Source organism: Pseudosporangium ferrugineum (assembly GCF_003002065.1).
In the GTDB taxonomy this organism is placed as follows: domain Bacteria; phylum Actinomycetota; class Actinomycetes; order Mycobacteriales; family Micromonosporaceae; genus Actinoplanes; species Actinoplanes ferrugineus_A.
The window spans coordinates 35,840-53,250 of record NZ_PVZG01000005.1 but is presented as its reverse complement, the minus strand read 5'-3'; the positions used below and the strand labels follow the sequence as shown (position 1 = coordinate 53,250).

At 74.8% G+C, this 17,411-nt stretch carries 18 protein-coding genes; 13 read left to right on the top strand and 5 right to left on the bottom strand.

Annotation, left to right across the window (positions count from 1 at the left end):
- Positions 1 to 266 precede the first annotated feature (266 nt).
- Together CLV70_RS12220 and CLV70_RS12215 are read left to right on the top strand one after the other, a co-directional pair.
- Positions 267 to 2,795: an ATP-binding protein gene (locus CLV70_RS12220; protein ID WP_106126577.1), complete on the top strand. Its 2,529-nt coding sequence runs from the start codon at positions 267 to 269 to the stop codon at positions 2,793 to 2,795.
- Positions 2,792 to 5,059, top strand: a complete 2,268-nt coding sequence (locus CLV70_RS12215) for a sensor domain-containing diguanylate cyclase (protein ID WP_146164045.1) — start codon at positions 2,792 to 2,794, stop codon at positions 5,057 to 5,059. Before CLV70_RS12220 ends, CLV70_RS12215 begins: the two co-directional genes overlap by 4 nt.
- On the opposite strand, the gene CLV70_RS12210 is transcribed toward CLV70_RS12215, so the two are convergent.
- Positions 5,050 to 5,547 carry a hypothetical protein gene (locus CLV70_RS12210; RefSeq protein WP_158277758.1) on the bottom strand — a complete coding sequence of 166 codons (498 nt, stop codon included), beginning with the start codon at positions 5,545 to 5,547 and terminating at the stop codon, positions 5,050 to 5,052. The two genes, CLV70_RS12215 and CLV70_RS12210, sit on opposite strands and share 10 nt — an antisense overlap.
- 130 nt (positions 5,548 to 5,677) lie before the next feature.
- On the opposite strand from CLV70_RS12210, the gene CLV70_RS12205 reads away from it, so the two are divergent.
- The 8 genes from CLV70_RS12205 to CLV70_RS12170 all read left to right on the top strand — a co-directional run bounded on the left by CLV70_RS12205 (position 5,678) and on the right by CLV70_RS12170 (position 12,834).
- Positions 5,678 to 6,235, top strand: a complete 558-nt coding sequence (locus CLV70_RS12205) for a TetR/AcrR family transcriptional regulator (protein WP_158277757.1) — start codon at positions 5,678 to 5,680, stop codon at positions 6,233 to 6,235.
- 46 nt (positions 6,236 to 6,281) lie between these two features.
- The gene (locus CLV70_RS12200; protein WP_106126573.1) at positions 6,282 to 7,310 is read left to right on the top strand and encodes a ferrochelatase; all 1,029 of its coding nucleotides are present in this window, start codon (positions 6,282 to 6,284) and stop codon (positions 7,308 to 7,310) included.
- Entirely contained in the window at positions 7,307 to 8,086 is a 780-nt protein-coding gene (locus tag CLV70_RS12195; protein WP_106126572.1) for an HAD-IIA family hydrolase, read from the top strand. Before CLV70_RS12200 ends, CLV70_RS12195 begins: the two co-directional genes overlap by 4 nt.
- Positions 8,087 to 8,091: 5 nt before the next feature.
- Positions 8,092 to 8,847: a helix-turn-helix transcriptional regulator gene (locus CLV70_RS12190; RefSeq protein WP_106126571.1), complete on the top strand. Its 756-nt coding sequence runs from the start codon at positions 8,092 to 8,094 to the stop codon at positions 8,845 to 8,847.
- Between the two features lie 45 nt (positions 8,848 to 8,892).
- Positions 8,893 to 9,495: an SAM-dependent methyltransferase gene (locus tag CLV70_RS12185; protein ID WP_106126570.1), complete on the top strand. Its 603-nt coding sequence runs from the start codon at positions 8,893 to 8,895 to the stop codon at positions 9,493 to 9,495.
- 15 nt (positions 9,496 to 9,510) lie between these two features.
- The gene (locus CLV70_RS12180; RefSeq protein ID WP_106126915.1) at positions 9,511 to 10,671 is read left to right on the top strand and encodes a CaiB/BaiF CoA transferase family protein; all 1,161 of its coding nucleotides are present in this window, start codon (positions 9,511 to 9,513) and stop codon (positions 10,669 to 10,671) included.
- A 108-nt stretch (positions 10,672 to 10,779) separates the two neighbouring features.
- Complete coding sequence (locus CLV70_RS12175) at positions 10,780 to 11,295, top strand: hypothetical protein (protein WP_106126569.1); 516 nt, start codon at positions 10,780 to 10,782, stop codon at positions 11,293 to 11,295.
- Positions 11,296 to 11,304: 9 nt separating this feature from the next.
- Positions 11,305 to 12,834 (top strand): PP2C family protein-serine/threonine phosphatase, encoded by a 1,530-nt coding sequence (locus CLV70_RS12170; protein WP_106126568.1) that lies wholly within the window; start codon positions 11,305 to 11,307, stop codon positions 12,832 to 12,834.
- Between the two features lie 3 nt (positions 12,835 to 12,837).
- Here the strand turns inward: CLV70_RS12170 and CLV70_RS12165 are convergent, their stop codons facing one another.
- The 4 genes from CLV70_RS12165 to CLV70_RS12150 all read right to left on the bottom strand — a co-directional run bounded on the left by CLV70_RS12165 (position 12,838) and on the right by CLV70_RS12150 (position 15,185).
- Positions 12,838 to 13,242, bottom strand: coding sequence for an ATP-binding protein (locus CLV70_RS12165; protein WP_106126567.1), 405 nt, complete (start codon positions 13,240 to 13,242; stop codon positions 12,838 to 12,840).
- Complete coding sequence (locus CLV70_RS12160; protein WP_106126566.1) at positions 13,235 to 13,585, bottom strand: STAS domain-containing protein; 351 nt, start codon at positions 13,583 to 13,585, stop codon at positions 13,235 to 13,237. Before CLV70_RS12160 ends, CLV70_RS12165 begins: the two co-directional genes overlap by 8 nt.
- Before the next feature lie 92 nt (positions 13,586 to 13,677).
- Positions 13,678 to 14,349, bottom strand: coding sequence for a class F sortase (locus CLV70_RS12155; RefSeq protein WP_425440142.1), 672 nt, complete (start codon positions 14,347 to 14,349; stop codon positions 13,678 to 13,680).
- Positions 14,346 to 15,185 (bottom strand): DUF4397 domain-containing protein, encoded by an 840-nt coding sequence (locus CLV70_RS12150; protein ID WP_106126565.1) that lies wholly within the window; start codon positions 15,183 to 15,185, stop codon positions 14,346 to 14,348. Before CLV70_RS12150 ends, CLV70_RS12155 begins: the two co-directional genes overlap by 4 nt.
- Positions 15,186 to 15,340: 155 nt before the next feature.
- Between CLV70_RS12150 and CLV70_RS12145 the strand changes: the two genes are divergently transcribed.
- The 3 genes from CLV70_RS12145 (at position 15,341) to CLV70_RS12135 (ending at position 17,405) form a co-directional block, all read left to right on the top strand.
- The gene (locus CLV70_RS12145) at positions 15,341 to 15,922 is read left to right on the top strand and encodes an RNA polymerase sigma factor (RefSeq protein ID WP_106126564.1); all 582 of its coding nucleotides are present in this window, start codon (positions 15,341 to 15,343) and stop codon (positions 15,920 to 15,922) included.
- Positions 15,876 to 16,598 (top strand): anti-sigma factor, encoded by a 723-nt coding sequence (locus CLV70_RS12140; RefSeq protein ID WP_106126563.1) that lies wholly within the window; start codon positions 15,876 to 15,878, stop codon positions 16,596 to 16,598. The genes CLV70_RS12145 and CLV70_RS12140 overlap by 47 nt, the downstream gene beginning before the upstream one ends.
- Before the next feature lie 66 nt (positions 16,599 to 16,664).
- Positions 16,665 to 17,405 carry an alpha/beta fold hydrolase gene (locus CLV70_RS12135; protein ID WP_245908185.1) on the top strand — a complete coding sequence of 247 codons (741 nt, stop codon included), beginning with the start codon at positions 16,665 to 16,667 and terminating at the stop codon, positions 17,403 to 17,405.
- Positions 17,406 to 17,411: the final 6 nt, after the last annotated feature.

Sequence of the window (17,411 nt, the reverse complement as noted above, 5' to 3'; positions counted from 1 at the left end):
CCGATCAGATCAAGGAAGGTGGTGTACGGCCGGGCGGCATCCGCTGAGGCAGAAGAGGCTCGACATGACGCTGGTGCAGCACGGTGAACCCGGAAGGGCGGGGGAGCCGCACCCCGGGGCGGCCGGCGAGGTGCTCCTGTCGGCCGGCGAACGGACCCGCGTGGTGCGCCGGTGGCTGCCCGACGCCACCTCGGTGATCGTCAAGGAGTTCCTCGGCTCCGGCGCGCCGGCGCCACGAGCACGACCTCCTGCACCGGCTGGCCGGAGTGCCCGGGGTGGTACGGCCGGCCGGCGGCGCCGACCAGGACACGATCGTGCTCCGCGACGACGGCGGCCGGGTGCTGGCCGACGTCATCGCCGCCGCGCCCCTGCCGATCGCCGAGGTCAACGCCCTCGCGCTGGAGCTGGCCCGGATCATCGGGGCCGTGCACGCCCGCGGCGTGGTCCACAAGGACATCAATCCGTCGAACGTCCTCCTGACCGGCGCCGGACCGGTCCTGATCGACTTCGACCTGGCCACCACGGTCGCCGTGGACCGGCCCGGCTTCCTGAGCCGGCGCGAGCTCGCCGGCACGCTGCCGTACGTGCCGCCCGAGCAGACCGGGCGCACCGGCCTGCCCATCGACCACCGCGCCGACCTGTACGCCCTCGGCGCGACCCTCTACGAACTGGTCAGCGGGCATCCCCCCGTGTCCGGCGGCGACGACCTGCGCATGATCCACGACATCCTGCTGCGGGTGCCCGACCCGCTGGCCCTGCTGCGGCCGGACGTGCCTCCCGCCCTCTCGGACATCGTCGACCGGCTGCTGCGCAAGGAGCCCGACCGGCGGTACCAGAGCGCCGAGGGGGTCGCCCGCGACCTGGCCCGGGTGGCGGCCCGGCCGGCCGAGGGTTTCGCCCTGGGCGAGTGGGACTTCCCGGCGCGGCTGTCCGCGCCGTCGCGCCTGATCGGGCGGGACGCGGAGCGGCAGGCGCTGTGCGCGGCCCTGGAGGACGCGCTGGCCGGGGGCCCGCGCGGCCTGCTGGTCGCCGGGGTACCGGGGGTGGGCAAGTCCGCCCTGATCAACGAGTTGCGGCAGCCGGTGGCCGTGCGGCACGGCTGGTTCGTCAGCGGCAAGGCGGAGCAGTACCACCCGCACGCGGCGGTGGGCGCGACGCTGCAGGCCGTACGCGGAACGGGCCGCCTGCTGCTCGCCGAGCCCAGCGACGTGCTGGCGGCCACCCGCCGGCACCTGGCCGGGGCCCTGCACACCGGCCTCGCCGCGGTGACCGCGCTGTTGCCCGAGTTCGCCGTGCTGCTCGGCGCCGCCGCGGAGACCGGCGGGCAGGCCGGCGCGGAAGCGGGCGACCACGAGGAGCCCGGCGAGGACACCGGCGACCCGGCGACCGCCGACGCGCGGCTGCGGAGTGCCGTGGTGGAGCTGCTGCGGGTGGTGGTGTCGCCGTCCCGGCCGCTCGTGCTCGTCGTCGACGATCTGCAGTGGGCGGACCCCGTGTCGCTGCACCTCTTCGACGCGCTGCTCACCGAGCCGGACCTGCCGGGGCTGCTGGTCGTGGGGGCGTACCGGGCCGAGGAGGTGGACGCCGGCCACCCGCTGACGCCGATGCTCGCCCGCTGGCAGCGGCTCGGCTCGGCCCGCCCGCCGCTGCTGCTGGAGAACCTGCCCGCCCCGGAGTCCGTGCGGTTCGTCGCGGAGCTGCTGCGGCTGACCGCGGACGCGGCGGCGGAACTGGACGAGGAGTTGCACCGGCGTACCGGCGGGAACCCGTACGACACCCTGGAGCTGGTCAACGCGCTGCGGCGGGACGGTGTCCTGGTGCTCGGCGAGGACGGCTGGTCGTGGGACCGGGCGGCCGTGCGGTCCCACGTGGGGCACGGCGACCTGCTGCCGGTCGTCCGGGCCCGGATCGAGCGCCTCCCCGCGGAGTCCGTGCGGCTGGTGTGCACGATGGCCTGCCTCGGCGGGGAGATCGGCGTCGGGTTGCTGGCCCGGGCGCTGGACGTGCCGGTGGCCACCGTGCGGGAGCGGCTCGCCCCCGCGCTCGAGGACGGGCTGCTGGTGCCGGCCGGTCCGGCCGGCGCAGGCGACGAGGCGGACGCCGGGGTGCGGTTCCGGCACGACCGGGTGCACCAGGCGGCGTTCACGGCGCTCGGCGACGCGGAACGCACCGCCCTGCGGCTGACCCTGGCCCGGCGGCTCGCGGGGGTGTCGGCGGTCGCCGCCGCGGAGCAGTACCTGGCCGCCGGCGAGCTCGACGACGACGCCGAGCGGCGGACCGCGGCCCGGCTGTACCGGACGGCCGCCGCCTACGCCGAGCGCGCCGGCAACTATCCGGTGGCGGAGCGCTTCCTCACCGCCGCGGTGGGCCTGCTGACCGCGACCGGTTCCGGTTCCGCCGAGGATCCGGAGCTGCAGGCGGTCCGGGTCCGCCAGCACGCGGCCCGCTACGCGCTGGGGCGGCTGGACGAGGCCGACGAGGTGTACGCCGCGATCGAGGCGACCGCGACCGACCCGCTCCTGCTGGCGGCCGTGGCCGACGTCCAGCTCAACAGCCTCGCCCAGCGCGGCCGGCAGGCCGAGGCGCTGCCGCTCGGCCTGCGGTTGCTGGCCCGGCTGGGCCGGCCGGCACCCCCGGAGGAGCTCGCCGCGGACCTGCCCGGGCGTGCCGGGAGCTGGTCGAGTTCGCCGAGTCGCTGGACCTCGACGAGGACCTGGCCCGGCCGCCGAGCACCGACCCCCGGATCCTCGCGAGCACGCGCCTGTACAGCCGGCTGCTGCCGATCGCGTCGATGACGGGCAGGATGCCGGTCAGCCTGTGGATCACGCTGGACAGCAGCCGGATCTGGCGGCGGCACGGGCCCTCCGCCGAGCTGGCGGCGGTCCTCGGCGTTCTTGGGCTGCTCGTCATGCAGCTCCGCGGCGAGTACCGGCCGGGGTTCCGCGCGGGCCGGCACATGCTGGCCTACAGCGAGGCCCGCGGCTCCGAGGTGCTGACCGCGACCCTGCGGCACCGGTACGTGATGCAGGTGCTCCCGTGGACGGCGCCGCTGGACCGGATCATCGAGCAGCTGCGGTCGTCGTACGAGGGGCTCGTCCGGGGCGGCGACCTGCAGATGGCCAGCACCACCTCCTTCGCGGTGCTGCCCGCGACGCTGGAGTGCGGCCGGTCGGTGGAGTCCCTCGCCGCGGAGATCGAGGCCGCGGCGGCGTTCGCGGGCCGTACGGGCAACGGGTTCTCGCAGCCCGTGATCGCGGCGTACCGTCAGCTCGCCCGCGCCCTGCAGGGCCGCACGGCCGCGCCGGGCAGCCTGGAGGAGGACGGGTTCGCCGAGGCCGAGCACCTGTCCCGGGTCAGTTCGCACCGGCCGGGCCTGGCGCACTACCACCTGTGCCGGTCCCTCGCGGCGGCCCTGTTCGGCGACTGGGGTGCGCTGGAGCGGCACACCCGGATCCAGTCGGAGGCCCTGGCGAGGCAGCCCGTGCCCGGCTATCCGCTGGCCCTCGTCCACGTGTTGCGGGCGTTGTCGTGCGCCGGGCAACTGCGGCGCGACCCCGGTCCGGAGGCGGCCCGGGCGCTGGGTGACGAGCTCGGCCGGGCGCGGGACTGGCTGGCCGCCCGGGCCGGGGACGCGCCGGAGAACTTCCGGCACCTGCTGCACCTGGTGGAGGCCGAGCGGGCCTGGGCCGGGGGCGATCCGCTGACGGCGCTGGCCGCCGGGGACGCGGCGCTCGCCGCCGTGGAGGCGGTGCAGCGGCCGTGGCACCGGGCGTTCATCCTCGAACGGACCGCTGCGCTGCACGAGGCGTACGGCCTGCACCGGTCGGCGCGGCAGTTGCTGGCCGAGGCGCGGCGGGCGTACCTCGACTGGGGTGCCGACGGCAAGGTGCGGCAGCTCGACGAGAGCTTCCCGGAGCTGCGTGCGGCGGCGCCGAGGGGTGCGCCGGCCGGCGGGCGCGGCGGCAGCATCCGCGCCGACGTGGTCGACACGCTGGCGATCCTGCGGGCGTCGCAGGCGCTGAGCTCGGCGACCGGCCTGGTGCAGCTGCAGGCGGCGATGACCGAGCAGCTCACCGCGCTGACCGGCGCCGCGGACGTGGTGCTGGCCCTGCGCAACGGCGACGACTGGTTCGTCCCGGCCGGCCCGCGCACCGGCGACAGCGCCGTGCCGGTGGAGGAGGCCGGGCGGCGCGGGCTGGTCCCCCTGACGGCGTTCCGGTACGCCCGGCGCACCGGTGAGCCGCTGCTCGTCGACGACGCCACCCGCGACGACCGGTTCGCCCGGGACCCGTACCTGGCCGGCGCCGAGCGCTGTTCCCTGCTGGTGATGCCGATCTTCCACCACGACGTGCCGCAGGCGATGCTCGTGCTGTCCAACCTGTACGCCGGCGGCGTCTTCACCACCGACCGGCTCGACGCGGTGACCCTGATCGCCGGGCAGCTGGCGGTGTCGCTGAACAACGCCCTGCTGTACGCCTCGCTGGAGGAACGGGTGGCGGAACGCACCCGCGCCCTCGCCGCCGCCAACGACCAGCTCGAACGGCTCAGCGTGACCGACGCCCTGACCTGCCTGCCCAATCGCCGCGCCTTCCAGCGGGTCGCCGCCGAGGCCTGGGGCCGGCTGGTGCACACGGGGAGCCCGTTCGCCGTCGCGATGATCGACATCGACTTCTTCAAGCCGTACAACGACCGCAACGGCCACCAGGCCGGCGACGGGTGCCTGCGGCGGGTCGCGGGCGCGCTCGGGGCGAGCGTGCGCGACGCCTCGGACCTGGCCTGCCGGTACGGCGGCGAGGAGTTCGTCCTCGTCCTGGCCGACAGCGACGAAGCCCAGGCCGCCGCCGTCGCCGAACGGGCCCGGGCCGGCGTCGAGGCCCTGCGGATCCCCCACCCGGACAACCCCGCCGGGGTGGTGACCGTCAGCGTCGGGCTCGCCGTCGCGTCCGACGCCGCCGACGGTACGGCCGACGCCCTGCTGGCCCGCGCGGACGCGGCGCTCTACGCGGCGAAGGAGCGGGGGCGCAACCGGGTGGGCCGGGCCCTGTCCGTCTACCGGTAGCCGCGGTGCGAGACGGGTGACCCGGTGGGCAGGGCGGCCGTGCGGGTGAGGCGATAGCCGAGCGCCGCGACGACGATGAAGGCCAGAGCCATGGCGACGTTCGGGTAGAACGGCACGCCCAGGACCACGGGCGGCTCGGGCGAGCCGGCCTGGCCGCCGAAGCCGTACGAGGTGCCGGGCCACAGCCGGGAGAGGATCAGCCCGGCCCAGAAGGCGCCGCCGAGGAAGGCCGCGGTGCCCATCGCGAACCGGTCGGTGACGGGGCGGCGCAGCACGGTGACGGTCGCGGCCAGCCCCATGGCAAAGGCCGCCATGAACGACATGCTGATGTGCAACTTGGCGTGCGGAATGTCCAGCGGAATGCCCATGTGCTGCGGATAGGCGATCACCGCGTCGGTGACGATCGGCACGATCATGGTGGCCAGGGCGGCGACGAGCAGGAGGTTCCGCCCGGCCCTCGGTCCGGGGGAGAGAGTCTGCGAGGTCATGACGAGCTCCGTTCCACAAATAGTAAGTACCTACTTGCATGCTAGAAGCGGCCCGATGCCAAAAGCAAGTGGTTACCCACATTGCGGTAGGGTGGCCCGGGGCAGGGGGATCCGGAGGAAGGCGGCACCGATGGCGCGGGTTGCGGAGCGGACGATCCTCGACGCGACGATCGCGTGCATCGTCGAGAAGGGCTATGTCGGGGCCACCACCCGGCTGATCGCCGCGGCGGCCGGGGTCAATGAGCTGACCCTCTTCCGGCGCTTCGGCGACAAGCGCAACCTTGTCATCGCCGCGGTGCATGCCCAGATCAGCCGCTTCGGGATGCGGGACACGCAGCCGACCGGCGACCTGCACGCCGACCTGCTGCGGATCCTCGAGTTCTATCACCATGCGTTCGTCGCCAACGGCCGGCTCATTCTGGCGCTGATCGTCGAGGCGAGCCGCGACCCCGGCCTGGCCGCCGTCATCCGCGAGCCGCTCACCGTTCTGGCCGAGATCGAGGACCTGCTGCTGCACTACCAGAAGGCGGGTCAGCTCATCGTCGAGCCGCCGCTGCGGGCGCGCAACGCGCTGATCGGCCCGGTGCTCGCCCACGCCCTGAACGCCCAGCTCGACGTCGGGGCGGAGGCTCCCGCCCAGCCGCGGGAGCTGCTCGAAGGTTTCCTGCGTGGACATGGCAGCCGCTGAGCGGCCGGGCGATCCGCGGCCGCGGCGGCCGGGTAGATTCGGCCCGGTGGCGTATGACGCGTTTGTGCTGCTGTCCTTCGGCGGCCCGGAGCACCCCGACGACGTGATGCCGTTCCTGCGCAATGTGACGCGCGGGCGGGGCATCCCGGAGGAGCGGCTGGCCGAGGTCGCCGAGCACTACTACCACTTCGGCGGCGTGTCGCCGATCAACCAGCAGTGCCGCGACCTGCTCGCCGCGGTGGAGGCCGACTTCGCCGCGAACGGGGTGGCGCTGCCGGCGTACTGGGGCAACCGGAACTGGCAGCCCATGCTGGCCGACACCCTGGCGCGGATGCGCGACGACGGCGTCACGTCCGCCCTGGGCTTCGCGACCAGCGCGTACGGTGGCTACTCGTCCTGCCGGCAGTATTGGGAGGACATCGCGCAGGCGCGCGCCAAGGTCGGCCCCGGCGCCCCGGCGATCGCCAAGCTGCGGCAGTTCCACGACCACCCCGGCTTCGTCGAGCCGCACGCCGACGCGGTCCGTACGGCGCTCGGTGAGCTGGACGCCGGCCGGCGGGCGACCACCCGGCTGGTCTTCACCGCGCACTCCATCCCGGTGTCGATGGCGGCCACCGCGGGGCCGGCCGGCGGGCGCTACGAGGCGCAGTTGCAGGAGACGGCCGCGCTGGTGCACGCCGCGTCCGCCGCCGACCTGCCCTGGGACCTGGTCTGGCAGAGCCGGTCCGGCCCGCCCCAGGTGCCGTGGCTGGAGCCGGACATCAGCGACCACCTGACGGCCCTCGCCGAGAAGGGCGTCACCGACGTCGTGGTCAGCCCGATCGGTTTCGTCTCCGATCACCTCGAAGTCATCTGGGACCTCGACAATGAGGCCCGGGAGACCGCGGACGGGCTCGGCCTCGGCTACGCCCGGGCCGCCACCCCCGGCACCGACCCCCGGTTCGTCGCGATGATCCGGGAGCTGGTGCGGGAGCGGACCGACGGCGGCGACCGCGGCCGGCTCGGTACGCTCCCGGTCTGGGACGTGTGCCCGGCGGACTGCTGTCCGGCACCGCAGAGACGAGGAGCCCCATGACCGAGCGCAAGGCCATCGAGACCTGGCTCACCGACATGGACGGGGTGCTGGTCCACGAGGGCGTGCCGGTGCCCGGGGCGCCGGAGTTCGTCAACCGGATGAAGTCGTCGGGCAAGCCGTTCCTGATCCTCACCAACAACTCCATCTACACCCCGCGCGACCTGCAGGCCCGGCTCGCGCGGATGGGCTTCGACGTGCCCGAGCAGTCCATCTGGACGGCGGCCCTGGCGACCGCGCAGTTCCTCGCCGGCCAGCGCCCCGGCGGCACCGCGTACGTGATCGGCGAGGCGGGCCTGACCACCGCCATGCACGCGGCCGGCTACGTGCTGACCGAGTTCGCCCCGGACTACGTGGTGCTGGGGGAGACCCGCACGTACAGCTTCGAGGCGATCACCAAGGCGGTCCGGCTGATCAACGACGGCGCCCGGTTCATCTGCACCAACCCGGACGCCACCGGCCCGTCCAACGAGGGCGCGCTGCCCGCGGCCGGTTCGGTGGCGGCGATGATCTCCAAGGCGACCGGGGTGGAGCCGTATTTCGTCGGCAAGCCCAACCCGATGATGATGCGCTCGGCCCTCAACGTCATCGGCGGGCACAGCGAGAGCACCGCCATGATCGGCGACCGGATGGACACCGACGTGCTCTGCGGCCTGGAGGCGGGGCTGGAGACCATCCTGGTGCTGACCGGCATCAGCACCCGGGCGGAGAGCGAGCGGTATCCGTACCGGCCGTCGCGGATCGTGGACAGCGTCGCCGACCTGATCCCGGAGATCTGAGCGGCATGGACCTGCCCGAGCTCGGCGCGTTCCTGCGCTCGCGCCGGGCCCGGATCACCCCCGCCGACGCCGGCCTGCCGCCGGGTGTCCGCCGCCGCGTCCCCGGCCTGCGCCGCGACGAGGTGGCCACGCTGGCGCGAGTCTCGGTCGACTACTACATCGAGCTGGAGCGGGGCCGGGGCGCCCAGCCGTCCGACCAGATGCTCGGCGCCCTCGCGCGGGCGCTGCGGCTCGGCGCCGACGAGCGCGACCACCTGTTCCACCTGGCCGGGCGGGCGGTCCCGCCGGCCGGCGCCGACGAGATCCAGCCGGCCATGCTGTCGCTGCTCAAGCGCCTCGACGCCGTGCCCGCGCGCATCCTCAGCGACCTGCACGAGACGCTCGCGCAGAACGACGCGGCGACGGCGCTGCTGGGCGTACCGGAGCCGGGCAGTTTCCTGGAGCGGTGGTTCACCGATCCGGCGAGCCGCGCGATCTACCCGCCCGAGGACCACCCGCACCACTCCCGGGTGATGGTGCACGACCTGCGCGCGGCCGTCGCCCGGCGGGGACGCGACGCGGAAGCCGCCGACATGGTCGCGCGCCTGCGCCGCACCGGCCCGGAATTCCGGGAGCTGTGGGAGACCGGCGACGTGGCGGTCCGGCGCGGCGACCACAAACGGATCTGCCATCCCGTACGCGGGGTGCTCGACGTCACCTGCGAGAACCTCTTCTCCGAGGACGGCCGCCAGCGCTTGCAGTTCTTCACCGGACGCGAGTGACGACCGCGTGCGGGCCGTCCCGGCGGCGTCAGGCAGAATCGCGGCGTGACGCGACTACAGGGTGACGCCGACGCCCCGCCGGAGACGGTGTCCGAGGAGCATTTCATCGGGCTCTACCTGGCCAAGGACGACCCGTGGGACCTGACCACCAAGTGGCACGACCGCCGCAAGTACGCGGTCACCGTGGCCTCCCTGCCACGCGAGCGCTACCGCAGCTGCTACGAGCCGGGCGCCTCGATCGGCCTGCTGACCCGCCTGCTCGCCCCGCGCTGCGACGAGATCCTGGCGGTCGACTGCGTGGACTCGGCCGTCGAGCAGGCCCGCGAGGCGGTGCGTGACTTCCCGCACGTACGCGTGGAGCACGCCATGCTGCCGGCCGATCTGCCCGACGCGACCTTCGACCTCATCGTCATCGGCGACCTGCTCTACTACCTGTCCGCCGACGACCTCCAGGCCCTGCTCGACGGCCTGGTCGACCGGCTGGAACCAGGCGGCGACCTGGTGGCCGTGCACTTCCGCGACCGCGACGGCGGCAACTACGACGGCTTCCACGTGCACGCCGCGCTCGCCGCCCGCCCCGGCCTCGAACGCAGCGTCCACCACGAGGACGAGTGGTTCCTCCTCGACATCCTGCGCCGCGTCCCGTAGCCGGGGGTGGGTCCGTTGGCCGGGCCGCTGAGCGGTCACCGCATCGTCGAGTTCGCGGGCATCGGCCCCGGGCCCTTCGCCGGCATGATGCTCGCCGACATGGGCGCCGAGGTCATCCGCGTCGACCGCTTCCCGCCCGGTCCACGCCGGGCGCCGCAGGGTGCGACCGACGTCCTGGGCCGCGGGCGCCGGTCGGCCGCCATCGACCTCAAGGCGGCGCCGGGCCGCGACGCGGCGATGCGGCTGATCGAGCGGGCCGACGCGCTGATCGAGGGCTTCCGGCCCGGCGTCATGGAACGCCTCGGCCTCGGACCGGACGACTGCCTGACCCGCAACCCCCGGCTCGTGTACGGCCGGATGACCGGCTGGGGCCAGGACGGGCCGGCCGCGGGGCTCGCCGGGCACGACATCAACTACATCGCCCTCAGCGGCACGCTCGACCTCATCGGCAGGCGCGGGGAGGCCCCCGTCCCTCCGGTGAACCTGATCGGCGACTTCGGCGGGGGCGGCATGCTGCTCGCCTTCGGCGTGGTCTGCGGGCTCCTCGAAGCGGGCCGCTCGGGGCGCGGGCAGGTGGTCGACGCGGCGATGGTCGACGGGTCCGCCGTCCTGGCCCAGATGATCCACGGGTTCCGGGCCGGCGGCCTGTGGGGGGAGCGGGGCACCAACCTGCTCGACACGGGCGCCTGGTTCTACGACGTCTACGAGACGTCCGATCATCGGTACATGGCCCTCGGTGCGCTCGAGCCGCCCTTCCTCCGCGAGTTTCTCGAGCTCAGCGGGCTCGCCGCGGACGTCGACGGGCGCGGACCGGTGCCGGACGCGCACCTGCGGACGACCTGGCCGGAGATGCGTGAGCGGGTGGCCGCCCTGGTCCGCACGAGGACCCGGGACGAGTGGGCCGCGATCTTCGAGGGCAGCGACGCCTGCTTCGTCCCGGTGCTGACGGCGCAGGAGGCGGCCGCCCATCCGCACAACGTCAGCCGGGGCACCTTCACCCGGGCCGGCGGCGTGTTGCAGGCGAGCCCGGCGCCCCGGTTCAGCCGTACGCCCGCCACCGCCGGCGGGCCCGCGCCGGAGCCCGGCCGGGACACCCGCGAGGTCCTCGCCGCCTGGGGCTTCACCGCGGAGGAGATCGGCGCGCTCGGGTCCGCCTCGGTGATCCCGGGCACGTAGGGCGGGTCGCCGGATGCATCGCCGCGTTGGGCGGCGGTGGTGCCGAACCGTGACCCACCATGGGACGAGGCGCGGCGGTCGCGTCACTCGGCGAGGGGCGGGAGTCGGATGCTGTCACCCGATCGGACGGTCCGGGCCCGGTACGACATCGGGCCGCTGGTGCGGGACGTGCGGATGCGCCGGATGGAGCTCGTTCCCGGCGTCCTGTCCGGCGGCGTCGCGGACCACCTGGCCGCGCTGACCGCCCGTGCCGCCGGGGCTCCCACCGGCGCCATCCATCTCGCGGACGGCGACACGCTGCGCCTCGCCGGCGGTTTCGGCCTGCCGCTGTGCTGGACCGAGCTGCGGTCCGTACCGGCCGGTGCCACGCTGGCGAGCCTGGTGCTCACGCGGGATTCCGCCCTGGTCGTCCCGGACGTGATCGCGGACTCCCGGGTGCCGCTCGACGCGCCCGTGCGGGTGGCGGGCGGCGGCGCGTACGCGGGAAGCCCGGTCCGCGACGCCGCCGGGAGGATCACCGGGGTCTGTGCCGTGTTCGACTACCACCCCCGGCAGTGGCATGCGGCCGAGCTGGCGGCGGTCGACGAGGCCGCCCGGGTGTGCACCGCCCTGGTCGCCGCATAGGCTTCCCGCATGGCCGACGACCGCACCCCGGGGGAGCCGTTCGTCGCCCAGGTGCAGGAGATCCTCGCCGCCATCCCGTCCGGGTGCACGTGGCTGCTGCCGGTGACCGAGGCCGGCGAGGTCGCCGACTTCACCGTCGCCGCGACCAGCGGCCAGGCCGACCTCTACGGGCGGGGCGTGGAGCGCCGGCAGGCCCGGCTCAGCGAGCTCTATCCCACCATGGTGGGCGGTCCGCTGTGGACGCTGTATCGCCGGGTGCTCGCCGACGGCGTGCCGGGAGAGCTCCGCGACTTCGAGTACGAGGACAAGAGCGCCGGGGTGGTGGCGCACTCCCGCTTCGTCGTCAGCGTGCGCCGGGTGCTGGGCGGCCTGCTGGTGTGGTGGCAGCGCTCCGACGAGCACGAGCGGCGGCTGGACCGGACCGAGCAGCTCGGCAGCCTCGGCTGGGCCGAGTACGACCTGGTCAGCGGCCGCGTCGAGTGGTCGCCGGGGATGTTCCGCCTCTTCGGCCGGGACCCGGCCGAGGGCCCGTTGCCGCGCGTCGAGCAGGCGGCCGCGATGGTCGCCGAGGACCGGGGCATCGCCGAGACGGCGTGGCAGACCCTTGACGCGGGGTCCACCTCGGACGTGACCGTGCGGTTCCGCACCGGCACGGCCGTCAAGCACCTCCGGATCCTGTCCGAGGTGGCCCGTGACGCGGACGGCGCGCCGGTGAAGATCTACGCCGTCGTCCAGGACGTGACGGCCCGCGTGGACTCCCGCTCGGCGATCGAGCGGCTGGCGGATCAGCTCCGCGTACGGGAGACCACCGCCCTCGCCGAGCACCGCCTCGCCGCCCAGCTCCAGAACATGATCCAGCCCGTGCCGGCCGCGCCGCTCGCCCTGCGCGGCCTCCAGGCGATCGTCGGCTATCTGCCCGCCGGGAAGGCGCTCCGGGTCGGCGGCGACTGGTACCACGCGCAGACCCTGCCCGACGGCCGGGTGCTCCTCGCGGTCGGCGACGTGGCGGGGCACGGCCTGGACGCGGCGAGCGGGATGGCGCACCTGCGGTTCGCGCTCGTGGCGTGGCTGTCGATCGGCATCCACGACCCGGGGCAGCTGCTCGGGCACCTCAACCGGCTCTGCGCGCAGCTCGGCATCACCGGCACGGCGGTGGTCGGCTGCCACGACCCGGCGAGCGGGACGCTGTCGTGGGCGCGCGCCGGGCACCTGCCGCCGCTGCTGTCCCGCGCCGGGACCACCGAGGAGCTGCCGCGCCCGCCGGGGCTGCTGCTGGGCGCCGACCAGCACGCCGGATATCCGGTGGCCGCCGCCCGGCTCGAGCCCGGCGACCTGGTGCTGTTCTACACCGACGGGCTGGTGGAGCGGCGGGAGATCGGCGCCGAGAAGATGCTGGCGAACGTCAAGGAGCGGCTGTCGGCCGTGTCCGCCCTGTCCGCGGCCTCCGGGGAGGATCCGCTCGCCCGGCTGCGGGGGCTGCTGCGCCAGGCGAACCCGGACGACGACACGTGTCTGCTCGCCGTACGCGTGCTGCCCTGACCGTCACAGGTGCAGCCGCACCCGCACCCGCGTGCCCTCCGCGACCGCGGAGGTCTCCACCTCGTCGCAGACGCGCTCGACGATGGCCAGTCCCCGCCCGCCGAGGGCGTCGGCCGCGGGCATGCTGCGTCCCATCACGCGCAGCGGGCCCTGATCCACGACGTCGCAGACGAGCACGCCGGCCTGGGTGAACACCCGCACCACGCCGCCGCCGGTGGTGTGCTGCAACGTGTTGGTCGCCAGCTCGCTCACGGCCAGCACGAGCAGCTCGACCCGGCCGCCGGCCAGGCCCAGGGCCGCGGCGCGGGACGCCACGAAGGCGCGCACGGCCGCCAGGTCGCCGGGAGCGGAGTAGCTGAGCGCGTCGGAGGCGGCGCCGACCGGCGGACCCGCGAAGGGATCAGGCATGGCCGGCGTCCTCGGTGCGCGCCGGTCCGGCCGCCGGCGGGGGAGCGAGCAGCCGGTCCACCCCGGTCATCTCCAGGACGGTGGCGACCGGCCCGGACGCGTTGACCAGGTGCAGCCGGCTGCCGGCGCGCTGCGCCGCGTGGTGGGCGACGACCAGGCCGTGGATGCCGCTGGAGTCGATGAACGTGACGCCGGCGAGATCCACGACGACGGGCGTGGCGGTGGCCACGGCGTCGTGCAGCACGGCGGTCAGCCTGTCCCGGCCCTCCAGGTCGCACTCCCCGCTCAGCGCGACGATCACCGTGCCGTCCGCCGCGGAGGTCGTCGCCTCGAAGTGCGCCATCGTGACGATGCACCCTTTCGTTCGGCAACCGGAGACCTCGCACATCATGCCATCCGCGGTCATCCCGTGGCGGTTCCGCGCCGCACCGGCGCTCAGCGGGGTACGGCGGTCACCACCACGTTGTCCCGATAGTGCCCGGTTCGCCGGTCGAACGGGCCGCCGCAGGTGATCAGGGTCAGCCGGGGCCGGCCGTCGCGGGCGAAGTACTTCGCCAGCGGGATCGCGGTCTTGGTGTACCGCTCCCGGGCGACGACCTCGAACTCGCGCCCGCCGGAGGCGCCGGTCAGGGTGACGGCGTCGCCGGCGGTGAGCGCCCCGAGCCGGAAGAAGGCGCCTCTGCCCTGGTCGGCGCTGTCGACGTGCCCGGCGATGACGATCGAGCCGGCCCGCGCCGACAGGCCCGGGCCGAACTCGTACCAGCCGACCCGGTCGACGCTGGGCGGGACGTCGAACTCGCCGTCGGCGGACACCCCGACCGGGTCCACGGTCGCGGTCAGCCCCAGCGCGGGGATGCGCAGGCCGGTGGGCCCGTCCACGCCGGTGCCGGCCGGCGGCGCACCGTCGCGGACGACCACGGCGGGTGCCGGGCCGGACGGGGACGGCGCGGCACTGGCCAGGGCCGACACCGTGGCGCCCCCGACGTCCGGCGCGGTACGCGAGCGGCACGCGGCGATCCCGAACGCGGCCAGCAGCACCACGCCGGCGAGCAGGGGGAGGGCGGCGCGCCCCGGGACTCCCCGGGGCGCGCCGATTCCACCGGTCACCGTCGCGCCGGGGCGGTCCGGCGGGCGCCGCGCAGGCGTACGGCGCCGGCCAGCAGCAGGGCCAGGCCCGTGGCACCGGCGGCGAACCACGGCAGGGTCAGGCCGCGGTCGGCGAGGCCGCCGGTGCCGCTGGGCACCCCGCCGGGCGCGGAGTGCAGGCCGTCGACGGTCTGGGCGACGACGTCGAGCGTCTTGGCCTCGGCGGAGCCCACGGCGTACACGATCGTGGCCGTGCCCTCCTTCAGGGCGAGATCGGTGGGGCCGAGCACCACGGTGCCGGTGCCGGCGAGCACCACGTCCGCGGCGACGGTGCCGGCGGGCAGGTCGGCCTTGGCCTCCTTCGGGTTGGTCAGGTCCTCGAACACGGGGTCGCCGCCGGCCCGCACGTCGACCGCCGGGGCGGCCGCGGTGTGCCGGACGATCAGCCGGGCCTGGCCGGCGTCCAGCTTGGCGGTGTCGTTGACGAACGGCGTCAGGGTGGGCTTGCCGTCGGCGCTCAGGTGCGCCACCAGGCTGATGTTCGCGCCGCCGGGAACCTTCGCGTCGTCGACCGTGAGCAGCGCGTCGTCCGGGGAGCCGCCGGGCTCGGTGAGGGCGATGTCGTACGAGCCCTCGTCCAGGGTGAGCGGCCCGGCGACCTTGCCCGGCTGGAACCCGGGGATCGTCTTCTTGCCGTCGACGTAGACGTCCACGGGCTGGCCCGGGATGCCGTGCACGACGGTGACCTGCGAGGATGCGGCCATCGCCGGTGCGGTGCTCAGCGCGCTGAGCCCGCCGAACGCGGTGAGGGCGAGGGTGCCCGCCGCGGCGGCGCGGCGCAGGTGCAGGAGGGGCATGGGAACTCCCTGTCGGATCGATGATCGGTGTCGGATCACCGGGGGTTTCGCCGCGCGGCCGCCGTACGGATGCACCGAAGTTTTTTTGATCGGGGTGCATCCGCGCGGGCCGGTGCGGACGAGGGAGTTGCTGACGATGCGGTGGAGGGAGGTCGATGAGTCCCGGGGATGAGCTCGCCGAGCGGTTCCGCGACGGCGACGACAGGGCCTTGCGTACGGCGTACGAGCAGTACGGCGGCGCCGTGCTCGCGCTCGCCGTGCGGGTGCTCGGCAACCGCGCCGACGCCGAGGACGTCACGCAGGCGACGTTCGTGGCAGCCTGGATGGGACGCGAGACGTTCGATCCGGGGCGCGGGTCGGTGCTGGGGTGGCTGCTGGGGATCGCGCGCCGCAAGGCGGTGGACCGGATCCGGTCCACCGTGCGCGACGAGCGGATCAGCGACACCGTACGCTCCCTCCCGCCGCCCGCCACGACGCCGGAGGAGACCCCGGAACGGGTCGTCGACCGGCTGGTGGTCGCCGACGCGCTGAACCGGCTGCCCGGCGAGCAGCGCCGCACGCTGGAGCTGGCGTTCTTCGACGATCTGACGCACCCGCAGATCGCGGCGGTGACGGGCCTGCCGCTGGGCACGGTGAAGAGTCATATTCGCCGGGGGATGGCGAGCCTGCGACGACGATGGGAGGTGGACGGTGCAGCATCTGGACCCCGATCGGCTGGTCCTTCTCGCGCTCTCTGAGGACGCGGCGGACCCCGGTGAGTCCGCCCACCTTGCCGACTGCGCGGGCTGCCGCGACGAGCTGCGGGCCCTGCATCACGTCGCGGAGCTGGGCGCCGAGGCCGCGGACGTGCGTTCCCTGCCGCCGCCGCCCGAGCACGTGTGGGCCGGCATTCAGGCGGACCTCGCCCGGCTGACCACGCCCGTGCAGGAGCCGGAGCGCACGGTCGTCGTGCCGATGCGTACGCCGGCCCGCGGGCGCCCGCGCTGGCTGGCCCCGGTGCTGTCGGCGGCTGCCGCGGCGGTGCTCGCGGTCGCCGGCACGGCGGTGGCCCTGGGCGCGTTCGACCGCCCGCCGGCCGCCGACGTCACCGCCCGCGCCACGCTGGCACCGTTGCCCACCGCGCCGGCCGCCGCACGGGGCAGCGTCGAGGTGCTCAGCGACGGCGAGATGGTCGTCGACGTCAGCGACCTGCCGCTCACCACCGGCTTCCACGAGGTGTGGCTGATCGACCCCGACGACACCAGCAAGATGGTCTCGCTGGGCAACCTGTCCGGGCGGGCCGAGGTGGTGCTGCCGGTGCCGCCGGGCACCGACCTCAACCGCTACCGGCTGGTCGACGTGTCGGACGAGGCGCACGACGGCGACGCCGCGCACTCGGGCAAGAGCCTGCTGCGGGGGACTCTGACGTCCTGACCGCGGCCGTCCCCGCCGGTCCGGCCCGGCCGGCGGGGCGGACCGGGCAGCCACCATAATGCGGACATGGTGATGACTGTGGGTGGTGGACCCGTACACGTTCTGGCGTTGCACGGCTGGTTCGGCTCGGCGCGCGGGTGGGGCGGGCTGCCCCGGCTCATCGACGGCGCGCGGTTCACCTGGGCATTCCCCGACTACCGCGGGTACGGCGAACGCCGCGACGTGCCCGGCGACCACAGCATCGCGGAGATCAGCCGGGACGCGCTGGCGGTCGCCGACGAGCTCGGCTGGGACCGGTTCGCCGTCGTCGGCCACTCCATGGGCGGCAGCGCGGCGCAGCACCTCCTCGCCGACGCACCCGGACGGGTGACCCACCTCGTCGGCATCAGCCCGGTGCCGGCCGGCGGGGTGCCGTTCGACGAGGAGAGCTGGGCGCTGTTCGACGGCGCCGCGCGCGACCCCGGAGCCCGCAAGGCGATCATCGACCTGACGACGGGCAACCGGCAGTCGTCGTACTGGCTGGACCTGATGGTGCGGCACAGCGTGGAGGCGTCCACCGTGGAGGCGTTCGGGGCGTACCTGGGGTCGTGGGCGCGTACGGACTTCACCGAGCGGGTCGCGGGAAACCCGGTGCCGGCGCTGGCCGTGGTCGGCGAGCACGATCCGGCGCTGGGCGCGGCCACGATGCGGGCGACGTGGATGACCACGTACCCGAACGCGCGGCTCGAGGTCATCGCCGAGGCCGGCCACTACGCCATGGAGGAGGCCCCGGTCCGGCTGGCCACGATCCTGGAGCAATTCCTCTGACGGCGT